The sequence below is a fragment of the Streptomyces sp. NPDC052236 genome, assembly GCF_044548015.1.
GTDB lineage: Bacteria > Actinomycetota > Actinomycetes > Streptomycetales > Streptomycetaceae > Streptomyces.
Genome location: NZ_JBIUBL010000021.1, coordinates 141,028 through 166,157 on the forward strand (window position 1 = coordinate 141,028; position 25,130 = coordinate 166,157).

A 25,130-nucleotide genomic window follows, 5' to 3' on the forward strand; every position below is an offset into this window, starting at 1 on the left:
GGGTGCGTCAGGGGGTTGTGGCTGCTGGCGGCGTCCACTGCTGGTCGTGCCACGCCGGGTCGACGGGTGTGTGGGTGAGGTGGTTGGTGTAGTTGGACAGGGTCTTCATGCCGACGCCCAGGACAACGTCCAGGATCTGGCGGTGGGTGTGTCCGGCGGCGAGGAAGCCGGCGATGTTCTGCTCGTCGGCCCAGCCGCGCTTGTCGACGATGCCCTGCGTGAGGCGGCGTACGGCTTCCAGTGAAGGGTCCTTCAACGTGGTGGCGTCGCGTAGGGCGTTGACGTCGTCCGGGGTAAGACCGGCGTGCAGGGCGAGGGTGGAGTGCGCGGCAACGCAGTGCGGGCAGGCGTTGGCAACGCTCGCGGTGAGCAGGACGACCTGCTGCGCGGGCTTCGGCAGGGAGGAAGCGGCGAACTGCTGGGCCAGGGCGGTGTAGCCGGCCAGGAGTTGCGGGGATTCGGCCATGACGGCGTTGAGGGTGGTGAGGAAACCCATGCGTTCGCGGGCCGCGGCGAGGTGCGGGAGGGCCTCGGCGGGTGCGGTGGCCTCGTCGTGGAGGGGGAAGCCGGTCACGGATGGACGCCTTTCGTGCAGAGGTCGTACGGGACGCCCACCGGGCCCTCGTACAGGGCCGGTGGGCGGAAGGAAGAGGGCTGTCAATCGCTGTCGAGGGCCTGGGTGAGGTCGGCGATCAGGTCGTCGGCGTCTTCGAGGCCGACGGACAGGCGGACCATGCTGTCGGCGATGCCGCGCTGGGCACGCTCGGCCGGGTCCAGGCCGTGGTGGGTGGTGGTGATGGGCTGGGTGACCAGGGACTCGACGCCGCCGAGGCTGGGCGCGATGGCGAACAGGCGCAGCCGGTCCACCACCGCGGCGGTCTGCTCGGCGTCCGCGTCCAGGACGGCGCTGAGCATGCCGCCCCCGCCGCGCATCTGCGCGTCCACGATGCGCTTCTGCTCGCCGGTTGCAAGCCCCGGGTAGTGGACGCGGGCCACGCGCGAGTGCGTGGCGAGGAAGGCGGCGACGGCCTGCGCGGTGTCGTTCTGCGCGCGAACCCGGACGGGCAGGGAGCGCAGGGAGCGGGCGAGGAGGAAGGCAGTCTCGGGGGCGATGACCTGGCCGAGGTTCTTGCGCCACCCTGCCACCGGGGCGAGGTGTTCGGCGGGGCCGGTCAGGACGCCGGCGGTGAGGTCGGAGTGCCCGCCGAGGTACTTGGTCGCGGAGTGCACGACCAGGTCCGCGCCGTGGGCGAGGGGGTTTTGGTTGACGGGGGTGGCGAAGGTGTTGTCGACCACCGTCAGCGCGTCGACCGTGCGGGCCTGGGCGGCGATGGCGGAGATGTCGAAGACGGTCAGGGTGGGGTTGGCCGGGGTCTCGAAGAACACGATCCGGGTCCGGCCGGTCAGCACCTCGGGCAGCCGGTCGACCTCGTCGGCGCGCAGGAACGTGGTGGTGATGCCGACCTGCGGCAGGTTGTCGCCGAGGAGCTCGAAGGTGCCGCCGTAGACCTCGCCGATGCAGACGATGTGGTCGCCGGTCCGGCAGTGCGCGAGGAACGTGGCGGCCTCGGCGGCCATGCCGGAGGAGAACGCCAGGGCCTGCTCGCCGCCTTCGAGGTCGGCGAGCTTGGCCTCGGTGGAGCGGATGGTGGGGTTGAGGCCGTAGCGGGTGTACAGGTTGCCGCTCTTGCGGCCCTCGACGACGTCGAGGAGGTCGGCGGTGGTGTCGAACGCGAAGGTGGAGTGGTTGTAGAGCGGGGTGTGGATGGCGCCTTCGGCGTCGCGGCGTTCGCCGGCGTGGACACTGCGGGTGGACAGTCCGTGCGCGGTGTTCTCGGTCATGCCTCTCCTGGCTGCTCGTCGGATATCTCTTGCGTCGGGCCGGTCGGCCTGGTCACTGCGCGGCTGCCGCCTGGGTGAGGGCCGCTGCCGCCGTCTCGATGTCCTCGGCCGTGGTCCAGCGGCCCAGGGACAGTCGCAGCGCGCTGAGCGCGCGGTCCCGCTTGAGGCCCATGGCGGTGAGCACGGGGGAAGGGGTGTGGGTGCCGCTGTGGCAGGCCGAGCCGGTCGAGGCCGCGATCTGACCGGCGGCGGCGAGGAGCTGATGCCCGAGGACACCGTCGATGCTGACGTTCAGGGTGTTCGGCAGGCGGTTCTTCTCCGGGCCGTTGAGGTGCACACGGCCGGCAAGGCTGCCGGTGAGCCGCTGGTGGAGGTCGTCGCGCAGGGCCGCGATGCGGGCCGGGCCGTCGTCGGCGAGCTCGCCGGCCGCGATCTGTGCGGCGGTGCCGAGCGCGACGGCCAGGGCGACGTTCTCCGTGCCCGCGCGCAGGCCGTGCTCTTGCCCGCCGCCGTAGACGACCGGCTCCAGCCGTACCCCATCGCGCACGTACAGGGCGGCTGCGCCCTTCGGCGCGTACATCTTGTGCCCCACGACCGTGAGCAGGTCCACGCCCAGCTCGCCGATATCGAGGGGAATCTTGCCTACGGCCTGGGCGGCGTCGCAGTGGAACAGCGCGCCGCGTTCGTGGGTGAGGGCGGCGAGTTCCGTGATCGGCTGGAGGGCGCCGGTCTCGTTGTTCGCCGCCATCACCGACACCAGCACCGTGTCCTCGGTGAAGGCAGCGGCCAGGGCGGCGGGCTCGACGTGTCCGTCGCCGTCGACCGGCAGCACGGTCACCCGGGCGCCGTGCAGCCGCTCGAGGGCACGGCACGTCTCCAGGACGGCCGGATGCTCGGTGGCCTGGGTGATCACATGCGGGTGCGGGCGATCGGAGGCCAGGACCGCGCCGCGCAGAGCGAGCAGGTCAGCCTCGGATCCGGAGCCGGTGAACACGATCTCGCCGGGCCCGGCGGTGATCAAACCGGCGACCTGGGCGCGGGCCGCGGCGAGCGCCCGCCGCGGCTCCTGGGAGAAGGGGTGGCTGCTGGAGGGGTTGCCGAAGAAGTCCGTCAGGTACGGCAACATGGCCTCGGTGACGCGTGGGTCGACCGGAGTGGTGGCGTTGTAGTCCAGGTAGACCGGCCCGCCGGCCAGTCCCGGATGCAGGGGGAGGTTGCCGCCCGGAGCGGTCACGTCAGGTCCGAGGCGTCGACGGGCAGCTCCGACAGGCGCCACTCGAGCATGCCGTCGTTGAGGCGGATCGCGCGGCGTCCGCGGTCGGTCAGCAGCCGTACGGCGTCGTAGGCCAGGACGCAGTACTCGCCGCGGCAGTAGACGACGATCTCGGTGTCCTGGGGCAGTTCGTTGATCCGGTCGGCCAGCTCCTGAACGGGGATGGAGAGGGAGCCGGGGATGTGTCCGGCCTGGTACTCCTCCACCGGCCGCACGTCCAGGATCACGACGTCACCGGCCGCGGCACGGGCGCGCAGTTCCTCGTGGCTCATCTCGCCGGTGGTGTCCTCGCCGAGGTAGGCGTCGCGGGCGGCGGGGACGGCGGCCTGGTGGGCTTCGGCGACCTTGCGCAGCAGCGCGAACAGCTGGGCCACGTCGTCGCCGGCGAGCCGGTAATGGATGCGCACCCCCTCGCGGCGGGTCGCGACGAATCCGGCCTGCTTGAGGGTCTGCAGGTGCGCGGACGCAGTGGTCAGGTTCAGCCCGGCTGCCTTGGCGAGCGCGTCGACGGTGCGCTCGCCCTGGGCGAGCAGGTCCAGCAGTTCCAGGCGCTTTCCGCTGGCCAGCGCCTTGCCGCTGGTCGCGAAGGCGTCGTAGAGGGCGGCCTTGGCGCCGCTTGTGGTGGCATCCCGCATTGCTTCCTCCAATAATCTATGGATTATTGTAACCGAAGGCTCGGCAGCAATGGCTGCCGCCAGGTTGTTCCGTTGGAAGGACACAGGATGGGCTTCGCCGACGACCACCTCATACCCCTGGTCGACCAGGGGCTGGGCAACAGCGCCTACCTCGTCGATCTCGGCGACGGCCGCGCGCTCGCGGTGGACGCCAGCCGCGATCTGCGGGCCCTGAAGGCAGCGGGCGCCCGGCGCGGTCTCACCGTCGCGTTCGCCGCCGACACCCACCTGCACGCCGACTTCCTCTCCGGCGCTGTCCAGCTCGTCCACGACGACGGCGCGGAAATCCTCGCCTCCGTCGCCGGGCGGCGGGCCTTCGGCCACCGGGGCCTCGCAGACGGCGACGAGGTCGATCTCGGCGGCCTGACGCTGCGGGCACTGGCCACCCCCGGCCACACCGACGAGCACCTCTCCTTCCTCCTGCACGACGGCGGCCGGGAACTCGGGGTGTTCACCGGCGGCTCGATGATCGTGAACTCCGCCGCCCGTACCGATCTGCTCGGCCCGGACCGCACCGAGGAACTCGCCCGCGCCCAGTACCGCTCGCTCCAGCGCCTGATCACCCTGCCTGACGTCACCGCCATCTGGCCCACCCACGGCGCCGGCTCCTTCTGCTCCGCCGTACGCGGAAACGAGCGCACCTCCACCATCGGCGGCCAGAAGCAGACCAACCCCCTGCTCGCCGCCGCGGACGAGGACGCCTTCGTCAAGCAGCTGGTGGCCGGCCTGGGCAGCTACCCCGACTACTTCGACCGCCTCGGCGAAGCCAACCGGCGCGGCCCCGCCGTCCTGAGTGCCGCCCCGCTGCTGCCCGCGCTCGACGCCGGACAGGTCAAGGCGCTGCTCGCCGACGGCGCCCAGGTCGTCGACGTCCGCCCGGCGGCCGACTACGCGGCAGGCCACATCCCCGGCTCCCTCTCCATCCCGCTGCGCGGCCAGTTCGCCACCTGGCTCGGCTGGCTCCTGCCGGACACCGACCCGGTCGTCTTCGTCACCGGCGACGGACAGGACCTCGCCGAGATCGTGTGGCAGTCGTACAAGATCGGCTACGAGCGTCTGGCCGGACGGCTCGCGGGCGGCATGGCGGCCTGGCTCGCCGACGGCAACCCGCAGACCACCACCGCCTTCCTCACCCCCGACCACGCCGAGGGCCGCCCCTACGTCGATGTGCGCCAGGACGCGGAGTTCACCGCCGGGCACGTCCCCGGCGCCCTGAACATCGAACTCGGCTCCCTCGCCGCAGCCGCCATCGACGCCCCCGAGGGCGCGGTCGTGGCCTGCGCCCACGGCGAGCGCGGCATGACCGCGGCCAGCGTCCTGGAACGCGTCGGCCACACCGACATCGCCGTGCTCGACGGCGGAGCCGCCGAGTACGCCCAGGCCCACGGCCAGCAGCTCATCCAGGGAACCGGGGACACCACCTCGTGAGCACCACACACCCCACCCCGACGACCGATGCCCACGGTCGGCCCGTACGGCTCGGCCTGCGCGAGAACCGCCTTCAGTTCACCCTGCTGGTCATCGTCAACATCTGCGTCGGCGGCCTGGTCGGCCTGGAACGCACCACCGTCCCGCTCATCGGCTCCGAGACCTTCGGCCTGACCAGCGACCTGGCCGTCTTCTCCTTCATCATCGCCTTCGGCCTCACCAAGGCGTTCACCAACCTCGCCGCCGGCGCCCTGACGGCCCGGTTCCGCCGCAAGCAACTGCTCGTGGCGGGCTGGGTCCTCGGCATTCCTGTCCCCTTCGCCCTGGCCTATGCGCCGTCCTGGGGCTGGATCGTCGCTGCCAACGTGCTGCTGGGCCTGAACCAGGGCCTGACGTGGTCGATGACCGTCAACATGAAGATCGACCTCGTCGGCCCCGCCCGCCGCGGCCTGGCCACCGGGCTGAACGAGGCGGCCGGCTACACCGCGGTCGGCGTCACCGCCCTGGTCACCGGCTACCTCGCCACCTCCTACGGCCTGCGCCCGGTCCCCGAACTCATCGGCGTCGTCTTCGTCGTCGCGGGCCTTGCCCTGGCCCTGGTCGTCCGCGACACCGCCGCCCACGTCGCCCTCGAACTGGCCAACCACACCAAGCCGCTGCCCACCGGCGAGGACACCGGCCTGAAGGCCACGTTCACCCGCACCTCGTGGCGCAATCGCTCCCTGCGCGGTGCCAGTCAGGCCGGACTGATCAACAACCTCAACGACGGTCTTACCTGGGGCGTCTTCCCTCTGCTGTTCACTCACCACGGCCTGGGACTTGCCGCCGTCGGCCTCATCAAGGGCCTGTACCCGATCCTGTGGGGGCTCGGGCAGATCCCCACCGGTCACCTCGCCGACCGCATCGGCCGCAAACCCCTCATCGTCTACGGCATGCTCGTCCAGTCCGTCGGCTTCGTCCTCGCTCTCGTGCTACTCGACCGGCCCCTGCTCGCGGGCATCATCTCCGCGGTCTTCCTCGGTCTCGGCACGGCCATGGTCTACCCGGCCCTCATCGCGTCCATCTCCGACCACGCCCACCCCGCCTGGCGCGCCAACGCCCTCGGCACCTACCGCTTCTGGCGCGACATCGGCTACGCCGTCGGCGCCCTCGTCGCCGGCATCCTCGCCGACGCCCTCGGCCTCAACGCCACCGTCATCGCCGCAGCCGTTCTCACCGCCGCCTCCGGCCTGCTCGCCGCCCGCTGGATCACCGAACACCCCAGCAAATCCCCAGCCACCAGTCCGGACACGTGAGCAGGGAGCGGTGCCCACACCTCACTCCGGCGCAGAGTGTGCGGGCTTTCACATCCGCCCGGGGCTTCAAGGCGGTGAGCCGCTGCTGTCCAGTCACCAGGTAACCGGCAACTCGATGAGGCCGCCGGTCAGCACGTCACTACGGACCCGCAGGTCCTCGACCGGCACGGCAAGCCGCATGTCGGGAAAACGGGAAACCAGCTGGCCAAAGGCCACCTGGAGTTCCATGCGGGCCAGGGGTGCGCCGATGCAGTAGCGCACGCCGTGCCCGAAGGTGAGGTGTGCGGTAGCCCGCCGGGTGACATCGAAGCGGTTGGGGTCGGCGAAGACGGCCTCGTCGTGGTTGGCGGCACCGTTGTCCAGCATGACCAGATCCCCGGCCCGGATGGTGACGCCGCCGATCTCGATGTCGGTATGGGCGTAGCGTGGGATGCCTCCCCCGCCCTTGCCCGGGACGCGCATGATCTCCTCGACCGCTCCGGGGATCAGGCCGGGGTCGCCCAGCAGCAGCCGCCATTGGTCCGCACTGGTCAGCAGAAGCAGCGCACCCATGCCGATCTGAACGACCGTGGTCTCGTGTCCCGCGAACAGCAGCGCCATCGACAGCATGGCGATCTCGTCGTCTCCGACTCCGTCGTTCGCGCAGAGCCGGGAGATCACATCGTCGCCGGGCTCGCGACGCTTGCGGGCCACCAGTTTCTGTCCGTAGGCGAAGAGGTTCCCGAGCCCTTGCTCCGATCGGGCCCTGTCGAGTACGTCGGCGGCGGCCTGCGTCCACGCGCGGAACTGAGTGCGCTCTTCGTAGGGCACGCCCAGCAGCTCGCAGATCACCAGGATCGGCAGGGGGAGAGCGAGCGTGGCGTTGAGGTCGGCCGGGGGTCCCTGCTGCTTCAGATCGTCCAGGAGGCGGGCGGTCAGCGCCTCCACTCGCCCGCGGAACGCTCGCATGCGGCCCGGAGTGAAGTGCGGCTGAAGCAGTGACCGCATCCGCGCATGGTCGGTCTTCTCCGTGTCGTAGTTGCCCAGCGGGCCTCCGAAGAGGGCTGATTCCCCGGAGCGCGCTGCGTTGTCCGGGTCGGGGTGGGACCGGCCGAGCCTGTCGTCGGCGAGCAGGCGCCGTACCTCCTCGTACCCGGTCACCAGCCAGGCGTCGTCGCCGACCCGGGTGCGAATCCGGTGAACGGTGCCTTCATCCTGCAAAGCGCGGAGCGTCGGTGGTACTTGCAACGGGCCGGTCTGGTCGAAGGGCAGCTGTACGGTCATGGCGCCTCCCACATTGAGCCACTTGTATACGCGACTTTATACAAAGCTACTTGTACACTGAGGCGTAAACAAGATGGAGGGTGGCTGATGGCGGCAGAGCAGACGGCTCCCGGTGGCTCCGGTCCGGTCAGGCGAATGCGCCGGGACGAGCGGCGGGAGCAGATCCTTGACGCAGCGACCCGGGCATTCGCCCGGGCCGGATTCACTGCCACTAGCCTCGACGACGTCGCCGGCGAGGCCGGCCTCACCCGTGTGATGCTCTACCGGCACTTCGCATCCAAAGCGGACCTCTACCGCGCCACCCTGGATCGCGCCTGCACACGGCTCGCCGGGGCGGTGGGCAGCGACAACTTCGATGACGAGTCGATCCCCGCCCTCCTGCGAGCCGCCTCGGCCGACCCCGAAGGCTTCCGGCTGCTGTTCCACCACGCAGCCCGGGAACCGGAGTTCCGCGACCTCATTGACACCATCACCACCGCCTCAGCCGAGATCGCCCAGCGCAACCTCGCCCAGCGCATCCCGGCAGGGCCCTGGCTGAACTGGGCAGCGCAAGTGATCCCTGCATTCACGACCGACGCCGTCATCGGTTGGCTGGACGCTGGACAGCCCGACCCGCACCTGGCTGCCGCTCGGATCGATCGGGCCGTACAGGGCATCATCGAAGCCGCTCAGCAGGCCGAGAAGTAACCCCCGCGGGAATAGCCCGACACGGCGGATGTGAAGACAGCTCGTCCTCCTCGCACGTGTGCACTCATCACCGTCATCGCCGCCCGTTGAACGAGCGCCCTGTCCCGGCCGCCGCTACCGGGGCAGGCTCTGGGTGACCCGCCACAAGCACCGAGGCAACTCACCCTCCTCGAAGGCGTGGACCTCCTGAAAGTCCCAGCCGTCGGCGAGGGCGTCGACGAGGCCGCGGTCGAAGAAGTGCACGGCGAAGCCACCGTGCTCGAAGATGCCGTCCCCATGAGCGACACCGGTGCCGTAGTGGGCGTCGCCGGTGTGCCGGACGGTGTAGACCAAGACACCGCCAGGCCGCAGGACCCGGCGGATCTCCTCGACGACCGCGCGGGTCTCTTTCGTGGACAGGGCCATGCACAGCAGCATGTGCGCGAACACCGCATCGACCGACGCATCCGCCAGGGGCAGCGGCTCACGGGCATCGTGTGCGACCGTGGTCACCCGGTCCTCGAGCCCCCGGGCGAGTGCGGCCCGGCGCAGCTGCTCCAGGCCAGTCGCTGAGAAGTCTGCAGCCTGCACGGTGAAGCCCTCGGCCGCGAAGTACAGCGCGTCCCGACCATGGCCGGCGCCCAACTCCAGAACGTCCCGCGCCCAGGCAGCACGGAAAACCTCGGCGGCGTGAACCGCCGGCGCGGACGGCTCCCCGCCGTACATGTCGGGGTGGGCGGTGTAGGTGCGCTGCCAGTGCATCTGCTGCGCTTCGGCCAGGGCCTGCCCATCGGTCACGTTCTGTGTCCCCTCTCGGTCCCGTCCGCGACGAGCGCACGGTCTGTTGCCCGCCTCGAAACAATCCACACTTTCCTGAATTCAGGATTATCTGTACTGTCGAGGGGTGCTGACCGTTGCCTCCGACATCGACGTGCTGGCCCGCTTCGGCCGCGCGCTCGCCGACCCGATTCGCTGCCGGATCCTGCTCGCCCTGCGCAAGGCGCCGGCCTATCCCGCAGACCTCGCCGACGCGCTCGGCGTCTCCCGGACCCGCCTGTCGAATCACCTGGCCTGTCTGCGCGACTGCGGTCTGGTCGTCACCGTTCCCGACGGACGCCGCACCCGCTACGAACTCGCCGACGAACGCCTCGGCCACGCGCTGGACCACCTGCTCGCCGCAGTGGTCGCGGTCGAGGAGGACAAGACCTGCTCGGACGCCGCCACGGAGGGTTGCTGCTGATGACCGCGATATCTCTCGGGCCCTCTCCGGCCCGCCGCGACGTCCTCGCCCGGCGTATACGGCTGCTGGTCGCCGCCACCATCACCTACAACGTCATCGAAGCAATCGTCGCGATCACCGCCGGCACCATCGCTTCCTCCACCGCACTGATCGGCTTCGGCCTGGACTCCGTGATCGAGGTGTCCTCCGCCGCGGCAGTCGCCTGGCAGTTCTCCGCCCGCGACCACGCCGTGCGCGAGCGCCGGGAGAAGACCACCCTGCGGATCATCGCCAGCTCCTTCTTCGCCCTTGCCGCTTACGTCACCTTCGACGCCGTCCGGGCCCTGGCCGGCAGCGGCGAGGCCGACCGCTCCATCCCCGGCATCGTCATCGCCGCTCTGTCGCTGTCGATCATGCCGTTCCTCTCCGCCGCCCAGCGCCGCGCCGGGCGCGAACTCGGCTCTGCCTCCGCGGTGGCGGACTCCAAGCAGACCCTCCTGTGCACCTACCTCTCCGCGGTCCTCCTCGTCGGCCTGGTCCTCAACGCCACCCTCGGCTGGTCCTGGGCGGACCCCATCGCCGCCCTCGTCATCGCCGCCATCGCCGTCAAGGAAGGCCGCAACGCCTGGCAGGGCAAGGGCTGCTGCGCGCCCACCGCCGCAGCGGTACCTGCCGCCGACACCGAGACGGACGCGTGTGGCTGCACGCCATCCGTGCCCTCGGCCGCCCTGAGCCGGAGCTCGCCCGGCCCGCGACGCCTCCGCAGGCCGCCGACGGTGTCCTGACGATCACGCAGGGGATGGCACATTGGTGGGCTCAACTAACCTACCGATCCCAGGAGATCACCTGATGAACGCCACTTCCGCCGCCCATGCCCAGGGAGCCGAAGAAGCCGGGGGACGTACCGGCGGCTGCCTCTGCGGCCGCATCCGCTTCACCGCCCGGGGGCCAGCCGTCTTCCCTCACACCTGTGCCTGTGGGCACTGCCAGAAACTCGGTGGTACTCCCGTGATGTGGTGGGTGGGATTCGAGACGGTTACCTGGACCGGCGAGAGCGAGCCGACCTGGTACGAGACCTTTGAAGGCGCGGCGAAGCGCGGCTTCTGCTCGACCTGTGGCAGTCGTGTCGCGGCGATCGACAGCGACATCCCGGAGATCGGCATCAACGTCACCGCCCTCGACGACACGAGCGGCGCAGACCTTGTGCCCATCCACGCGTCCTTCAAGGACAACGCGGTGCGCTGGCTGCCCTCGGTGCCGGCGACCGAGCAGAGTGCGGCCGGTTGACTGCCTGTCCGCTGAGCGGCGACTTCTCCCGCACCCTCGATGCTCCCGGCCAGCATCCCGTCCTCACCCGCCAGCAGGGCGCGAACTCCCGGGGTGGAGCCCACAGCAGGGCCTGCTCGACCAGGGTGACGGAGAACCCTGCGAAAGCCATGCCGCATCCCAAGCCGGTGCGAGCGATGCTCAATCAGAGCGACTTCAGAAATGCGCTGGGCTACTTCCAAGAGGGAAATGGGCCGTCGACACCTGCCGAGAAGAATGCGAGCAACCACCCCGCAGGACTTTGAGAATTGCGGCCCGCTCCGAAGAGTCTGGGTGAGTGGAGCAGCGGGACCTCAGCGAAGACCTGAGAGCCGCCCGCCACGTACTCCTCTGCATCGCGAGCATGCTCCCCGACGGGAGAACACGCACAGGTTCGTCAATTTCATCGAAGCGGCCTACATCGCGCCGGTGAACCGGCACAGTCGACCTGACAGCACTGCTCGTCCGAACCGTTGGGTGGCCGTCGTGCTCCTTCGGCAGACGCCACGCACGCCACCATGCAGAGGAGGCATAAGAGGTGAACACATGGACTTGACAGGGAACTCTGCTCGTGCCCCCACGAAACGCGCATCTCTGGCGGGTCGGCCGTGCTCTGGGTCGGCTTCCGCAGGGATGGCTTCTCCTGGACCGGACGGGGTGGGGAGCCGAGGTGGTACTCGTCGTGGCCCACCCTTCGCCGCGGATTTTGCGCGCGCTGCGGAACGCACCTCATCTCTGTCGCAGACGACTCGGAGATGATCATGCTGACCGGCTTCAGCCTCGACGACCAGCGTGGCATCGAGCCCGTCGGGCACTCCTATCGCGAGCAGGCCGTGCCGTGGATGGCCATCACGCTCGCCCCCGACCCGGGCCTCCCGTAGGACCTAGGCCGTTTCGTTTGGATCAAGATCGGGGCGAGTGTCCGACGCCTGTTTCCTGGTGGCACTCTGAGGCGTCCAGCCATGGACCCCATCCGTCGAGAACGACCTGAGGCATCTGCTCAATGAGTGGGATCCGATAGGCGTCGCCGACGACGTGCAGGACGAGTACGACTGCATGCTCGCCCCCTTGCTCCAGCAGCTCCGTGTCGGCGCCGACCAGACGGAGATCGGTGAGTTTCTACGGCATGAGCTGGAGGATCACTTCGGACCCGATGCTCTCGGCCTGCGACCCAAGACGATGGCCGCCCGGGGGATTGCCTGGTGGACCGCTGGGTGGTGGGGGTGACGGGGCTGCTGAATCTGCGGCTGCCCCGGGTGGTCGGCTGAGCCGCGGGTGGTGGGCCGAGAGCTGAGCGGGACCGGCCGCGCCCGGTACGGCAGCAGAGCCCCGATACGGCAGCAGGGCCCGGACCGCGCGTCGCGGTCCGGGCCCTGCCCCGTGAGGTGCCGCCCTGCGGCGGCGGTGCGTCAGCTCTGTGCGGTGTCGTCGCCCGCCTGCCCGGCGCCCTCAGCTGCGCCTGCCTTCTCGCGCATCTTGCGCACCAGTTCTGCCTTCTGGTCGGCTGCACCCTGGCGGTCGAGGTTGCGGTGCGGACCGTTGTTCTGCCGTTCGGCGCGGGACAGCTTCTTGCGCTGGCCGCCGCCCATGCCCACGGGGTTGTTGATGTTCTTGCTCACGGTCACGGGTTCTCCCGGTAATGATGTGAAGTGATCTACGGATTTATCGGTGGGGGACGGGCGGCGACGTCGAAGGACGTCAGCAGAGGCCCATCACGCTCTCACTCGTAAATCGGCGTCTGGAAGAACATGACCAAGACGTTACCCGGTTCCGTCGGCCCCGCACACCAACCTTTTCGCCGCCCCGGCGTCGGCCGGGCCTTCGGCGAGCGCCCGGGGTCAGCGTTTCCTTCCGGGAATCTCAGCACTGCCAGCACCCGCCGGTGGTCGCCGCCCGCCCCGGGGCAGGTCCAGATGGGCGTTACTGGGCCGCCGCGGGCGTTGTCAGTGGTCGCGAGCACACTGACGGCATGAGAGATCATCTCACTTGCGCCCCGCCGTTACGGGACAACCTTTAGCAGGCTGCTGCCAAGCTGCAACGCTTGATCGTTTCTGCGGTGAACTTGCCCACCCGCCTGGGTGAGCGGCCCGGTCGTCGTCCGGGCTGGGCGATCCCGGACCGCTACAACTCGCCTCGTGATCAAGACTCTTCTGCGCGCCGCGACAGCCGCCGCGCTCACCGTCCTGCCCCTGACCATGACGGCACCAGCACACGCCGCCGAGACCGTGCCCCTCTCCGAGGCGGTGACCAGCTTGCCTCTGGCCGCTGAGAGCCGCGACGGCTACCAGCGCACCAGCTTCAAGCACTGGTTAGAAGCTGTTGTCTTTCCGGACTTGAGGACTGCGTTTCCGCTGGTCGGGCATGGGGCGGGCATTCCCGTGGGAGTGGTGGCGTGTCGTGTCGTCGCTCCGGTGGAGGTCGTGGATGCCGTCGGTCGTGGGGCTGCTGGAACAGCGCGAGGTCGCCGCCCGCCGTCGCGTGGACGAGTTGCGGGAGGAGGCCGACCGCATCCAGGCCGAGTTGGCCGTGGCCGAGCGGGAATGGCGGGAGTGGACCATCGCCCGCTCGCGGGTCGGCGAGGTGCTGGCCCCCGCGGACGAGCCCGGGCAAGGCCACGCCCAGGCCGATGGGACAGCGCCGGCCATGGGACAGGCCGAGGAGACATCGTCAGCGCCGACCGCGGCGAAGTCGAAGTCGAAGTCGCAGGTGCCGGTGTGGCGTGAGGAGCTGGCCTGGTCGGTGCTGTCGGTGGATTACCAGCGCGTTGTGCACGCGCTCGCGGACCGGGCCCGGCTCCATCAAGGGCCGCTGACCTGCCAGGAGATGGCCGTCTTGTTTGGCCTGGACGCGGTGCCGGCGCGAGTGGAGGCACTGCGGTCGAAGGCGAAACGCCTGGTAGCGCGGGGCTGGCTGGCCGAGCCCGCGCCGGGCCGGTTCACGCTCGCTGCGGGCGTGACCGGGCCAGGCGGCGGGTCATGAGCAGGGTCATCGACCAGTAGATCATCGCTTCGGCGCTGGTGGTGCGGCGTTCGAAGTCGCGTGCCAGGCGGCGGGTGCGCATCAGGTGGGCGAAGAGGCGCTCGACGATCCACCGCTTGGGCAGGACCACGAAGCCGCGCATGTCGTCACTGCGTCTGACGATCGCCAGGACCAGGGCGAGCACGGTGAGGCAGTACTCGACGAGGCTGCCGGTGTAGCCGCCGTCGGCCCAGACCAGCTCCAACTGGTGGTGCGCGTCGGCGACTTGCCGCAGCAGCACGTGGGCGGCGGTGCGGTCGCCGACATCCGCGGCGGTGACCATCACGCCCAGCAGCAGACCGAGGGTGTCGACCACGACGTGCCGCTTGCGCCCGTTGACCAGCTTGCCGCCGTCGAAGCCGCGGCTGTCGGAACCGACGACGGCGTCCGCCTTGACCGACTGCGAGTCGATCACCCCGGCCGACGGCTCCGCATCCCGCCCCAGCCCCTCGCGGACCTTGGCGCGCAGCCGGTCGTGGAACTCCTTGGCCAGGCCGTGGTCACACCATCGGCGGAAGACCGCGTAAACCCGGTCCCACGGCGGGAAGTCCCCGGGCATCGCCCGCCACTTGATGCCATTGTCGACCAGGTAGCGGATCGCATCGAGTATCGCCCGGTGGCAGTACGCCTCCGGCTGCCCGCCCCGGCCGCGCAACCAGCCTGGCACCGGCAGCAGCGGCCGGACGGCCGCCCACTCCGCGTCCGTCATGTCCGTCGGATAACGCGGCAGCCGCACCCCGTTGTCGGCGGCGTTTCCGAACCGGTGAGCCAGACAGTCACACTCCAGCGTGACTGAACTGGACTGCCCGCCCATCGACACGGAACACTGCGGCACCAGGGCCTCCTGATGTTGCTCGGTGATTCGACACCAACGAGCTGTTCAGGAGGCCCTACTCGTATGCGCCGAGCACCCCACGACCACCCAATCGGGACTCCCGTTCGATCGACAAACCCCAAGATCGGTACGACAACAGCTACTAAGGCTGAGCGTCCATTCGTCGCCTACGTACGGCGCGGCTGGGGGTTCTCGTCCTCACACCGGCGGGCTCGATCCCGAGGGCCTGCTCCAGCTCACTGTTGACCCGTAGCGAGCTTGTCCCGTCCCCGAGGCTGCGCTGGATCCACCGCCCGAGGTCTTCTCCCTGGATGGGCGCCAGTCACGGCTGGTCTCCAAGCTCGAACGTGCTTCCACTCGTGCCCTGAGCCCGGGGCAAGCCGACCCGAAGGCCTGCCCGCCCGGGACCCGCCGGCTGGTTCTACGAGCCGAACCAGTCCCGGAACCAGTCGGGCAGCAGGTCCATGGCCCAATCGGGCATCCAACCCGGCATCCGGGTAAGGAACGAGTCCATGGTGCGTCTGCCTGCGGAGTGCGCCATACCTATGGCGGCGCCGCGGGCCAGGCGTTGGTCTGAGCGGGCGGACGGTGCGCTGCTAGCGTCCACCCTTGATGGGGGGCTGGGCCGGCCCGGGCGTTCACAACGGCGGCGACTTCGTACCGGGGCGGAGTTCGTAGCTGCGACGTCCTTCGACCGTACGGTCCTCGGTGCGCACCAGGTAATCGTCCGGATCGAGGCCCATCGCCGCGCGCTGTGGTGAAGCCCAGTACAGCGCGTTGCGCTCGGCAAACGTCTCGGGACCGTCGTAGGAGATGAGCCAGATGAACTGGTTCCCGTTCACGATCGACCCAGGCACCGTCGATTGTGAAGCCCGACTCCAGCCGCAGCGGCACGATGTCCGATCGCCACCGCTCCACCCACTCGTCGAGCAAGCCTTCTCGGACTGTGTAGGTGCGCAGTTGTGTCGTCCTGGGCGTAGCGGTTTCCCTCCTGAGCGCCGCGCCGCCGCCGAGCGAAGCGTAAGTCGTCCCTGGCGAGCTCGCCCGCCTCCTAAGTCGTTCGGGAGCTGGGCGGGCTGTGGGCCCGCCTCGGCGACCACCGTGACCCGCGCGGATGGCACCACTGAGACGGTGCCCCCGCAAAGCCCGCAGGGCAGCCAGCGTCCATCACCCGGCGGGGCCCTCTCATCTGCGCCGTGTGCGGCGACACGGCGACGGAACCATCACGGCCGAGACGGTCCACGCGGACGAGACCGGCGATGTACTGGAGCCCCGCCACGAGCGCAGCCTGGGCACATGGGGCGAGTCCTCCGAGAAAACCCCAGCATGGGTAAAGTCACTGGTGAAGACCCACCGGCCAGCACCAGACGTTGTCCCGCCCGCGCCACGTACACCGACACGCGCCTGAGCAGGCCAAAGGCGTGCAAATGCCCCGCACACCCCGCCCGGCGGCGTACGGGATCCCTTAGCCTCAACGGCAGCCATGCTGACTGGACCCGCATGAGGGTTCACATCCCGGCCATAAGGACGCGGACTCGCTGCTGCCCGCCCGGTGCCGCGGGGAGTCCACTGTAGACAAGCAGGCGCCCGTCGCGACGCGTCCACGGGGCGACCGTGCCCGTCGCCGGTAGGCACCCAACGAGGCGGCAGCAACCTTCGAACTCGCCGACAGTGCCCGCACATCATTGGGTGACTTCGCTTTCTACCCCGCAGCACTGCTGGGACAGCGTCGCGATCCGCGACCTCATCGCCATGGCGCTCTACAGCCTGCACCTGCGCGACGGACTCCCGGCGGACGAGGTGGCCTGGAGGACGGTGACGTGGCAACTTGCCGGACGACCAGCGGCTCATCACGCTCGTCGAGGGGGCCCGCATCCAGTGCTCTTGGATGCGGGCCCTTCAACGGGTCAACTCAACGGGTCAACGAGGTCGGCCGTTGGCCGGGCCGACTGTGCGTCAGGCCGCGGATTCGGCCTTGCGGCGGCGTACGACAAACACCGCACCCGCACCGAGCACCACAGCCGCACCGGCCGCGAGGGCGAGCTGCGGCATGGCGGAGGACGAACCGGTGTTGGCGAGGGTGCCGTTCACCGGCAGCTCCGAGGTGCCGCCCTGCGGCGTCGGCGCCGCGGTGGTCGGCTCGGGCTCCGGGGTCTTGCCCGGGTCGCTGCCGGCGGCCTGGATCTGGAACTCGTACATGGCGAGGTCCGGAGACCCGCCACAGGTGTCGTCGTCGTTGAAGTAGTCAGCGGCGACGAAGGCGACACCGTCGCCGGCCGGGGCCGAGGCGTCGACCTTGAGGCGCAGCTTGATGTCGCTGTGGGCACCGGCCTTCAAAGGGGTGATATCCCCGAGGTAGTTATCCTTGCCGGCGTCCTTCCACGTGGTGGAGGTGGCGGAGGACCACTGCAGCTTCAGGAGGTCGTCGATGACCTTGAGGCCGCTCTTGTCGGTCGCGTGGAGGCTGGCATACGGCGCGACTTCGTCCATGGTCGTGTCGGTGCCGTTGGTCACCCGCAGCTGGAACTTGACCCAGGCGCCGGCGACGACCTTGGCCGGAAGCCCGGTGACGACGGTGGTGAGCTTCGCTTCGGGGACGCAGTCTCCTCCGCCCGGCTCCTCCTTCGCGTCGGCGAGCGCCTTGTCTGCGGCGGTCTTCGCCGCGAGTGCGTCCTTCGTGGCCTGCTGCGCCAAGCCGTATTGCTTGGAGGCGGCGGCCCGCGCGTCGTCGGCTGCCTTGTTGGCCGCTGTGGCCTTGGCGTCGGCGGCGATCTTCGTCTCGCCCGCGGTTTTGGCGGCGGCCTCGGTTTCGGTGACGGCCTTCTGCGCGGCCGCCTTTTCCTCCTCGGCGGCGGTCGCCGGGAGCGCGGCGAGTGCGGCCTTGGCTGCGGTGACGGCCTGGTCGGCGGCGGTCTTGGCCGCGGCGGCCGCGGCCGCCTCCTTGTTGGCTGCCGCCGCTGCGATGGCGGTCGGCGCGGTATCGGAGAGGGCCTCGTCCAGGATCTTCTTGGCGGCCTTCTCGGCCAGGACGGCGTCGTCGTACGCCTTCTGCGCCTCGGCGGCGGCCTTCTCGAGCTGGGGGATGGTGGGCTTGCTCTGCTGTGCCTGGGCTGTCGGCTTGGCGTCGGCGAATGCCGGAGTGGCGGAGAGCAGTACGAGAGGGGTTGTTACGGCGGCTGCGGCAGCCGTGGCAAGAATGCGGCGTAAGTTCACAGATGACCTTTTCCGGATTCGGAAGAACGGAATCGAGTCGCCGCAGGCGGACCTTGCGGTGCGCGACTTCGCCCGAAGAGTAAGGCTGGAATAAGAGCCGGGGAAAGTCGGTTTTGCCCGTATGAAGGTGCGGTACATATGTCGGGCGGTGGATCAAAAGGTCATTCCGGCATAGTTGCACCGCGCGGTTTATCTTTCCCTGTGATCTATATCATGGGTACCTTTCGGCCTGCCGTGGCGTGATTTCGCGAGCTATTCGGAATTCGCCGTTCCGTCCAGTTCGGTCATGACCGGGAAGTGGCGTGGGACCGCGAAATCCAGCGTCGGCAGGGCGAGAACAGTTGATGTCCGCGTTCACCAGGCGTGGGCGCATCGAGCCCCTCCCGGCGCGGGGCCTGCGGGTGCCGCTGGAGGCGCGGTACCGCTCGCGGGGCACGGCGAACGCGGTGATGACCGTGGTGAGCGGCTTCCTGCGATTCGGCGCCGCCCACGGCTGGGTTACGCCCCAGACGGTGGCGATGTTGTCGCAGCCCAAGCAGGTATTCCATCTACCGCCGGGCTATGACCCAGGGGAGGCGGGCCAGTTCCGGACCGTGGACACAGCCGCCTTCCGGTTCGCGTTCACCGATCCGGGCTACCAGGACCTCAGCCCGGAGCAGATCACTATCATGATCGCTTACGCCCTGCGGGCCCGGGACCGATTCCTGATCGCTCTGCTGGCGTGTACCGGGCTGTGGATCGGCGAAGCGCTCGGGCTGCGCCGCCACGATGTGCACCTGCTCGCCTCCTCCCGTGCGCTGGGCTGCGGCACTGACGGACCCCACCTCCACGTCCACCGCCGACCTTGTCGCCCTCTACACCGACTACCAGTACGAACTCGGCGTCGCGGGCCGGGCAGCCGACAGCGACATGGTGTTCGTCAACCTCTTCCGCCCGCCGGTCGGACGCGCGATGTCCTACCCCAATAGCAAGGACCTCTTCGACCGCCTGGCCCGCGCCGCCAGCCGGCCCTTCCGCTCTCACATGCTGCGCCATTCCGCCGCGACCACTTGGCTGCGCAGCGGCGTGGACCGCGATGTCGTCCAGCGCCTGCTGGGGCATGCCTCGCCGCTGTCGATGGAGCGCTACCGGCACGTCGATGACCCCGAGACCCGCCAGGCTGTCGAACGGGTCCAGGCCCTGCGGGAGCACTCATGAGTCTGTCGCTGCTGGTGCCGGCCCTGGGCGATGACGTGCCCGACACCACGGCCGTCTCCGCATGACCTCGCTGACCTACCGGGAGCTGCCGGAAAGCTGCCTGGTCGTCCTCATCGGCGCGTCCGGCGCCGGAAAGTCCACGCTGGCCGGCACCTGGCCCGCCTCGTAGGTCCTCTCTCTGGGCGCCCTGCGCGGTGCGGTCAGCGACGACTTCTCTGTCAAGTTCAGCGTGTTGGGCTGAGGAGAGGTGGGCGCATCGTCCCACCCCTCGAACCACTTCGGGGGTGGGTTGCGCGCAGGGCGAGCACGAGGACGACGAACCGCAGGCTGCGGCGGGATGTCCCGGCCGACGCACCGCCACGAGTCCTACCGACCCACTCAGCCGGGTCGAGTACTTGAGTACCCGCGTCCCTCCGCCTTCCTCGTGCGTGCGGGCGAATCCGGACGGCGCGACCGTGCATCCTGGCGCAGAGTAACCTATGGTCACACAAGGTGACAAGCGTCGAGCATCTCCCCGTTAACGGCCGTGCGGCCGACAAAGGAGGGTCCCTCAGTGTCCTCGAATAGTGCTGAAGGGCGGGCGGAGAGCCGCCAGTACGTGAGCCGGGGGGTGGACATCCGGATCACGGAGGAGAACGGCGACGTCGAGCTCCGGCTGGACGACATGCCCGTCGACGTCGCCTTCATCGACGGCGAATACCACAGCCAGCTGGCAAACATGTTCACCGGATTCCGCACGATCGAAGAGCTGGTGGACTCGCTGCTGGAGCGGGAGGGGCGGACGTGGACCCTGCGCGGGGGACGGCCCGGCGGCGGGGGCCACGGCGGCGGTCACCACCCGCCCGGTGGGAGAGGCCACACTGGCGGCCACCAGCCGCACCGCGGGGGAGGCGTCCGGTGAACATCCGCAAGAGCATCTACCGCCTGACTCCGCAGGAGCTCGCCGACTTCCAGGACGCGCTCAACGCAATCAAGGCCGACGGCAGCTACGACGACTTCATCCAGCACCACCACCACGCGATGATGACGGCGACCCCGAGGTCGGGGGAGACCGCTAACCCCAATCACCGCAATGCGGCGCACCGCGGACCGGCGTTCCTGCCCTGGCACCGCTACTTCTGCCGGGAGCTCGAGCTGCTGCTCCAGACGAAGAAGAAGAATGTCACCCTGCCCTACTGGGACTGGATGGTCGACGCGGCGGATCCCATGTCGGCCGACCTGTGGAATACCGACCCGGCCGCCGGTCCGGTGTACGTGGGCGGCGACGGCGACGGCCCCAACGGCGAGGTGACCACGGGACCGTTCGCCTGGTGGACCGCTCTGATCGAGGATCTGGAGACAGGTGGGCTCGTACCCCGGCCGGGCATCGTCCGCGAGCTGGGCAGGGGAACCCGTCCCGAGGACAACCCCGCGTTTCCGACGGCGGCCCAGGTGGAGGACATGATCTTCAACTGGGACACATACGACGAGCCCCCCTGGTCACTGGGCAGCGAGGACAGCTTCCGCAACCGACTGGAAGGATGGAGGGCGATCGCCCCCGAACGCGGCTCCCAGCTCCACAACCGCGTGCACATCTGGGTCGGCGGGGACATGGGGCCCGGCACCTCGCCCAACGACCCCGTCTTCTTCCTGCACCACTGCAATATCGACCGCCTGTGGGCCCGCTGGCAGCACCAGCACCCGACGGTTGCGTACGCTCCGGCGAGCGGCGGGCCCGTCGGGCACAACCTCGGCGACACCATGCAGCATCTTGTGACGACGGACGCGACACCCGCACGGTCCCTCGACTACCGGCGCACCCTCGGTTTCATCTACGACACCGATCCGCCGATGGTCGAGCAGGTGTCCCCCATGGTGCATTTCCGCAATGTCGAGGTGGGGCAGACCGTCTGGCGGGCGGCCGGCTTCCGGATCCGGGCCGGTGCGACCGTGCACCTGGAGGTCGTGCCGGGTAGCGGACTGGCAGCGCCGTACGGGCTTACCTCCCTGGGCGGGGCGGTGACCCACACGCCGACCGTGGACAGCGCGCCCTTCGATCTGGTGCTGTTCTGGCTCGCCTTCACCGGAGAGGCGACGCCGGGCACGGCGGCCGGCGGCACCGTACAGATCCGCTGTGTGGAGACCGGGGAGGTCTTCGACTTCGTCCTCTCCGGCAACACAGCCCGGCGGCAGACCAACGGCGTCGTGCTCGCCTTGGATACGTCCGCCAGTATGAGCCGGCTCGTGGTCGGCGGTCTCCCCGCCGCACAGCTCCTGCGCGAGGCCGCCGCGCGGGGCGTCGAGCTCATCCGCGACAACAGCGGGGCCGGGCTGGTGACTTTCGACCAGGACGGGCACTCCGTGGTGAAACTGGCTCCCTTCGGACACGGCCTGAGCCAGCGTGAGGACGTACTCGCGGCGATCGGGGCCCTGGAGCCGGGTGGCAACACCTCCCTCGGTGACGGAGTGGAAACCGCCGATCTGACACTCATGGCGGCCTGGCAGCCGGATGGCCGCACCTTCACCAACTGGGCGATGGTCCTGCTCACCGACGGCCTGGAGAACCAGCCGAAGTTCATGCACGAGGCCGGGCTGACCAGGCCCTGGCGGATGTTCGCCATCTGCCTTGGCGCCGCGCACCCGGTCAGCACCCCCCCGCTGACCCGGCTGACCAGCGGCACCGAGGGCCAGCTGCTGCTCACCGACGCGCTCGGCACCGACACCGACAGCCGCTTCCGGCTGTCCACGTACGTCCAGCAGGCCCTCGCCCTGGTGGCCGACGACGACGTCGTGACTGAGGCGTCGGGGGGCATCGCCCCCTCGGAGGAGGTCCGACTCCCCTTCCAGCTCACCGAGGCGGACATCGAGGCGACGGTCATCCTGCTGGAGGACGTGGCCACGGTGAACCTGACGCTGGAGACGCCGACGGGACAGCTGCTTACCGAGTCCGAACTGGTTGCACTCGGCGCGACCGTCACACACGGCACCGACATGACCTACTGTCGCTTCGGGCTGCCGCTCGCCGCCGGGGCGGGCGCCCACGGCGGGAACTGGCATGTGCGACTGAGGGTCGACGAGGACATCCTCCGTGAGGAGACCGCCAAGCTCAGGACGATGGCGGAGGAGGATCCGGCACGCCGTACGGACCTTGAGGGGCTGATGGCCCACGGTCCGCGCTACAGCATCACCGTCAACTGCCAGAGCAATCTGCGCTTCCATACCCGGATCACCCAGTCGAGCATGGAGCCGGGAAGTACGGTCCGGCTCGATGCGGTGCTGACGGAGTTCGGGCGTCCCGTCGAAGGCCGGGCCGAAGTGGTGGCCGAAGTGCGGCGACCCGACGGTGTCCTGGTGACCTTGCCGCTCGACGAGGAGCTGCCGGGCGCCTTCACGGGCGAACTCACCACGGCCATGGCGGGTGTCTGGCGGGCCCGGGTCAAGGCCCGTGGCCATACCTTCGGCCGAACACAGTTCACCAGGGAGCAGCACCTCAGCCTGGCCACTCTGGTGGGCGGGGACAACCCGCCAGCGCCTGTGGTCGGCAGCGACGATCTCGTGGACCGCTGAGCGAACACCGAAGTACCGGCTGGACCGCGGTGCACCGCGCGGCCGTTCAGCCCGGGGCCGTAGCTCCGCCGCAGGGTTCCGGCGGGCCGCGCGTCTCGCCCCCCATTTTTCTGCCCCGTACGCCTCTCGCGTGTGAGTGTGTGGTGTGGTGTCGGCGGGTTGGGTGGCAGCAAGGTATGAACCCTCGTGAGGGGCGCTGTACTGCTCTTTGCGGGGCCGGTGGCAGGGATTCGTGGCTGTCATCGAGCGACCAAGTGGCTGTAATATTCTGCGAGTTCGGCGTACACCCGGTGGTTGGCTGACGTGTGAATGCCTATTCCTGTGCACACGGGTGAGCGGCACAGTGTGCTGGCAGGTATGACTGCTCAGCCGCCGCCGTTTGTGTCTTCGGTCTCGGGCGTGCCCGAGGTGGCTGTGACGTCGTTCAGCGGCCCCGGCATGTTGGCTTCCAGCGGCCCCAGTTGGTGGAGATCCTTTGCGGCGCGGACGTCTTGAAGTGGCCCCGGGAATTGGCTTGCACCGGGACCATCCGATCCGGCCGCGGGCTGAGCGTCAGCCCGGCCGCGTAGCATGCCCGGCTATGGCCGATGACGTGCTCAACTACTCGCAGCCCGGACGCCTCACGAGTTTGGACGCGACGCAGCTCCAGCTCATCGGGAGGCTGCCGGATGACCCATTGGTTTCTTGGTGGGTTGGCGGTGTATCAAGTGATCTTCGCGTAGACATTGGGCACGTCGTTGTCGTCGCTAGACGTGTACTCAAGATTGAGGGAGGACGGTTTGGAGGCATCGGAAGTCCGTCGCGCAGTTGAGGCCGGGAGGGCGGCTGCTACTGCGCTGGGCCTTCAGGTCGACGATGCGGTGGTCATTAACAACTCCGACCGCATCGTGGTGCGGCTGATCCCATGCGATGTCATCGCTCGAGTCTCACCGCCGGCGCATCGCGACGGCGCTCAGTTCGAGCTGGAGATCGGCCGCCGCCTCTCCGAGGCCGATGCTCCGGTGGGTGCGCTTGAGCCTCGGGTGGAGCCACGCGTCTACGAGCAGGATGGTTTCGTCATCACGCTGTGGACCTGCTACGAGCCGACTGCCCCCTCGGACCCTGCGGCGGCCGGGTATGCGCAGGCACTCTTCCGGCTCCATGGCGGACTTCGCCGCATTGATGTGGCCGCTCCGCACTTCATGGACCGCGTCGCGGGAGCGCAGACGTGTGTCGCCGACAGGGAGCAGACCCCAGATCTCGGCAGCGACGACCGCGAGCTCCTCGCCGATGCACTCGACCGCTTGAGCACGGCGGTTAGCGAAGGCGGTTCCCGTGAACAGCTGCTGCATGGCGAGCCGCATCTGGGGAACGTGCTGAGCACGCGGAGTGGGCTGCTCTTCGTCGACCTCGGGACCTGCTGCCGGGGCCCAGTCGAGTTTGATCTCGCCCATAGCCTCGTCCCGAGCGCTGAGGGGCACTTGCTGCGGTCGGCCAATGAAGCCTGTGAGCATTATCCAGGGGCGAACCAGGACCTGGTCGAGCAGTCTCGGCTCCTCATCTTGGCAATGATTACGACCTGGCGCTGGCGCCGGGGCGACCAACTGCCCAATGGACGCCACTGGGCCGTGGAGGGGCTCAACCAGCTCCGGGCCACACTCGCCCTCTGAGCCACGGCCGACCAGCCGAGCAGGCCTCTCAGGTCGTGGCTTCTGCCCTGGCCCGGGTCCGCGCCCGGCGGTAGGACTCGGTCCCGGTCTCGATAAGCGTGGCGTTGAACGTGAGGCGGTCCACGATGGCCGCGCAGAGCCGCGGGTCGGTGAAGGTGCGGCTCCAGCCGGTGAACGCCTCGTTGGAGGCGATGGCAATGCTGTTCTTTTCCTCACGCTCCGTGAGAACTTGGAAGAGCACCTCGGCGCCGTGGCGGTCCAGCTCGAGGTAGCCGAGTTCGTCGATTTCCAAAAGGTCGACGCGTCCATAGCGGGCGATGGTCTTGCCTAGTGCTCTGACCGCATAGGTTCACCGGGTTTGTGTCTCCGGCTCTGCACCGGCTCAGGGAGCGGTCGTGGTCGCCCAGGTACGAAACAGCGTGAGGGCCTCGGCGAGGTTTCCGGGGCCGCACGCGGCGTGGAAGGTCTTCTCAGCAGTCCAGGCCCAGACCCAGTCCTGCGTGCTGCGGTTGACGTCCTGGCGGGGGTAATCGCGTTCTTCCAGGTCCGTCTCCTCCAGATCGATCTCGACGGTCCAACCAGGATTATCGAGCGTGGCAATCTTTACGCCCCACTCGTGTTCCCAGTCGCCGTCGCACTGCTGCGCGTACCAGTTCTGCAGCCAGTCAAGAAGGGGCTTCGAATCGCTCATGGCAGGAGATGCTAAG

22 protein-coding genes and 3 pseudogenes are annotated in these 25,130 nt (G+C 69.1%); 13 read left to right on the forward strand and 12 right to left on the reverse strand.

Annotation, left to right across the window (positions count from 1 at the left end):
• Window positions 1–7: 7 nt before the first annotated feature.
• The 4 genes from ACIHCQ_RS30090 to ACIHCQ_RS30105 all read right to left on the reverse strand — a co-directional run bounded on the left by ACIHCQ_RS30090 (window position 8) and on the right by ACIHCQ_RS30105 (window position 3,750).
• On the reverse strand, window positions 8–574 hold the full coding sequence (locus ACIHCQ_RS30090) for a carboxymuconolactone decarboxylase family protein (protein ID WP_399669121.1): 567 nt from the start codon (window positions 572–574) through the stop codon (window positions 8–10).
• An 83-nt stretch (window positions 575–657) separates the two neighbouring features.
• Window positions 658–1,842, reverse strand: coding sequence for a trans-sulfuration enzyme family protein (locus ACIHCQ_RS30095; RefSeq protein WP_399669124.1), 1,185 nt, complete (start codon window positions 1,840–1,842; stop codon window positions 658–660).
• A 52-nt stretch (window positions 1,843–1,894) separates the two neighbouring features.
• Window positions 1,895–3,076: a cysteine desulfurase family protein gene (locus ACIHCQ_RS30100; RefSeq protein ID WP_399669127.1), complete on the reverse strand. Its 1,182-nt coding sequence runs from the start codon at window positions 3,074–3,076 to the stop codon at window positions 1,895–1,897.
• The gene (locus tag ACIHCQ_RS30105) at window positions 3,073–3,750 is read right to left on the reverse strand and encodes an ArsR/SmtB family transcription factor (protein ID WP_399669130.1); all 678 of its coding nucleotides are present in this window, start codon (window positions 3,748–3,750) and stop codon (window positions 3,073–3,075) included. Before ACIHCQ_RS30105 ends, ACIHCQ_RS30100 begins: the two co-directional genes overlap by 4 nt.
• A gap of 87 nt (window positions 3,751–3,837) precedes the next feature.
• Between ACIHCQ_RS30105 and ACIHCQ_RS30110 the strand changes: the two genes are divergently transcribed.
• Complete coding sequence (locus ACIHCQ_RS30110; RefSeq protein ID WP_399669133.1) at window positions 3,838–5,217, forward strand: rhodanese-like domain-containing protein; 1,380 nt, start codon at window positions 3,838–3,840, stop codon at window positions 5,215–5,217.
• A complete protein-coding gene (locus ACIHCQ_RS30115; protein WP_399669136.1) occupies window positions 5,214–6,512 on the forward strand; it encodes an MFS transporter in 1,299 nt (432 codons plus the stop codon). The genes ACIHCQ_RS30110 and ACIHCQ_RS30115 overlap by 4 nt, the downstream gene beginning before the upstream one ends.
• A 93-nt stretch (window positions 6,513–6,605) precedes the next feature.
• Here the strand turns inward: ACIHCQ_RS30115 and ACIHCQ_RS30120 are convergent, their stop codons facing one another.
• Window positions 6,606–7,775 (reverse strand): cytochrome P450, encoded by a 1,170-nt coding sequence (locus ACIHCQ_RS30120; RefSeq protein ID WP_399669139.1) that lies wholly within the window; start codon window positions 7,773–7,775, stop codon window positions 6,606–6,608.
• A gap of 87 nt (window positions 7,776–7,862) precedes the next feature.
• On the opposite strand from ACIHCQ_RS30120, the gene ACIHCQ_RS30125 reads away from it, so the two are divergent.
• Window positions 7,863–8,462 carry a TetR/AcrR family transcriptional regulator gene (locus ACIHCQ_RS30125; RefSeq protein ID WP_399669142.1) on the forward strand — a complete coding sequence of 200 codons (600 nt, stop codon included), beginning with the start codon at window positions 7,863–7,865 and terminating at the stop codon, window positions 8,460–8,462.
• 114 nt (window positions 8,463–8,576) lie between these two features.
• On the opposite strand, the gene ACIHCQ_RS30130 is transcribed toward ACIHCQ_RS30125, so the two are convergent.
• A complete protein-coding gene (locus ACIHCQ_RS30130; protein ID WP_399669145.1) occupies window positions 8,577–9,239 on the reverse strand; it encodes a methyltransferase domain-containing protein in 663 nt (220 codons plus the stop codon).
• Between the two features lie 106 nt (window positions 9,240–9,345).
• On the opposite strand from ACIHCQ_RS30130, the gene ACIHCQ_RS30135 reads away from it, so the two are divergent.
• The 4 genes and pseudogenes from ACIHCQ_RS30135 to ACIHCQ_RS30150 form a co-directional block, all read left to right on the forward strand.
• The gene (locus tag ACIHCQ_RS30135; protein ID WP_399669148.1) at window positions 9,346–9,681 is read left to right on the forward strand and encodes an ArsR/SmtB family transcription factor; all 336 of its coding nucleotides are present in this window, start codon (window positions 9,346–9,348) and stop codon (window positions 9,679–9,681) included.
• Window positions 9,681–10,445, forward strand: a complete 765-nt coding sequence (locus ACIHCQ_RS30140; RefSeq protein WP_399669150.1) for a cation transporter — start codon at window positions 9,681–9,683, stop codon at window positions 10,443–10,445. Before ACIHCQ_RS30135 ends, ACIHCQ_RS30140 begins: the two co-directional genes overlap by 1 nt.
• Before the next feature lie 64 nt (window positions 10,446–10,509).
• A complete protein-coding gene (locus ACIHCQ_RS30145; protein ID WP_399669154.1) occupies window positions 10,510–10,947 on the forward strand; it encodes a GFA family protein in 438 nt (145 codons plus the stop codon).
• Between the two features lie 593 nt (window positions 10,948–11,540).
• Window positions 11,541–11,846 (forward strand): annotated as a pseudogene (locus ACIHCQ_RS30150) (GFA family protein); the annotation flags it as partial.
• Between the two features lie 528 nt (window positions 11,847–12,374).
• Here the strand turns inward: ACIHCQ_RS30150 and ACIHCQ_RS30155 are convergent.
• Window positions 12,375–12,590, reverse strand: coding sequence for a DUF6243 family protein (locus tag ACIHCQ_RS30155; protein ID WP_243627090.1), 216 nt, complete (start codon window positions 12,588–12,590; stop codon window positions 12,375–12,377).
• A gap of 799 nt (window positions 12,591–13,389) precedes the next feature.
• On the opposite strand from ACIHCQ_RS30155, the gene ACIHCQ_RS30160 reads away from it, so the two are divergent.
• Window positions 13,390–13,944, forward strand: a complete 555-nt coding sequence (locus tag ACIHCQ_RS30160; protein ID WP_399669158.1) for a hypothetical protein — start codon at window positions 13,390–13,392, stop codon at window positions 13,942–13,944.
• Here ACIHCQ_RS30160 and ACIHCQ_RS30165 read toward each other — a convergent pair.
• From ACIHCQ_RS30165 to ACIHCQ_RS30175, 3 genes are all read right to left on the reverse strand, one after another.
• Window positions 13,901–14,818, reverse strand: a complete 918-nt coding sequence (locus ACIHCQ_RS30165; protein WP_399669160.1) for an IS5 family transposase — start codon at window positions 14,816–14,818, stop codon at window positions 13,901–13,903. The two genes, ACIHCQ_RS30160 and ACIHCQ_RS30165, sit on opposite strands and share 44 nt — an antisense overlap.
• Window positions 14,819–15,456: 638 nt before the next feature.
• The gene (locus ACIHCQ_RS30170) at window positions 15,457–15,660 is read right to left on the reverse strand and encodes a hypothetical protein (protein WP_399669163.1); all 204 of its coding nucleotides are present in this window, start codon (window positions 15,658–15,660) and stop codon (window positions 15,457–15,459) included.
• Window positions 15,661–16,774: 1,114 nt separating this feature from the next.
• On the reverse strand, window positions 16,775–18,031 hold the full coding sequence (locus tag ACIHCQ_RS30175; RefSeq protein ID WP_399669165.1) for an LAETG motif-containing sortase-dependent surface protein: 1,257 nt from the start codon (window positions 18,029–18,031) through the stop codon (window positions 16,775–16,777).
• A 792-nt stretch (window positions 18,032–18,823) separates the two neighbouring features.
• On the opposite strand from ACIHCQ_RS30175, the gene ACIHCQ_RS30180 reads away from it, so the two are divergent.
• The 5 genes and pseudogenes from ACIHCQ_RS30180 (at window position 18,824) to ACIHCQ_RS30200 (ending at window position 24,423) form a co-directional block, all read left to right on the forward strand.
• Complete coding sequence (locus ACIHCQ_RS30180; RefSeq protein WP_399669167.1) at window positions 18,824–19,228, forward strand: tyrosine-type recombinase/integrase; 405 nt, start codon at window positions 18,824–18,826, stop codon at window positions 19,226–19,228.
• Between the two features lie 61 nt (window positions 19,229–19,289).
• Window positions 19,290–19,394, forward strand: a pseudogene (locus tag ACIHCQ_RS30185) (ATP/GTP-binding protein); the annotation flags it as partial.
• 387 nt (window positions 19,395–19,781) lie between these two features.
• Complete coding sequence (locus tag ACIHCQ_RS30190) at window positions 19,782–20,129, forward strand: hypothetical protein (RefSeq protein WP_399669169.1); 348 nt, start codon at window positions 19,782–19,784, stop codon at window positions 20,127–20,129.
• On the forward strand, window positions 20,126–22,774 hold the full coding sequence (locus tag ACIHCQ_RS30195; protein ID WP_399669171.1) for a tyrosinase family protein: 2,649 nt from the start codon (window positions 20,126–20,128) through the stop codon (window positions 22,772–22,774). The genes ACIHCQ_RS30190 and ACIHCQ_RS30195 overlap by 4 nt, the downstream gene beginning before the upstream one ends.
• 779 nt (window positions 22,775–23,553) lie before the next feature.
• On the forward strand, window positions 23,554–24,423 hold the full coding sequence (locus tag ACIHCQ_RS30200) for a phosphotransferase enzyme family protein (protein ID WP_399669174.1): 870 nt from the start codon (window positions 23,554–23,556) through the stop codon (window positions 24,421–24,423).
• 28 nt (window positions 24,424–24,451) lie between these two features.
• Here ACIHCQ_RS30200 and ACIHCQ_RS30205 read toward each other — a convergent pair.
• Window positions 24,452–24,760, reverse strand: a pseudogene (locus ACIHCQ_RS30205) (ATP-binding protein); the annotation flags it as partial.
• A 45-nt stretch (window positions 24,761–24,805) separates the two neighbouring features.
• Window positions 24,806–25,114 (reverse strand): immunity 53 family protein, encoded by a 309-nt coding sequence (locus tag ACIHCQ_RS30210; RefSeq protein WP_399669176.1) that lies wholly within the window; start codon window positions 25,112–25,114, stop codon window positions 24,806–24,808.
• Window positions 25,115–25,130 lie beyond the last annotated feature (16 nt).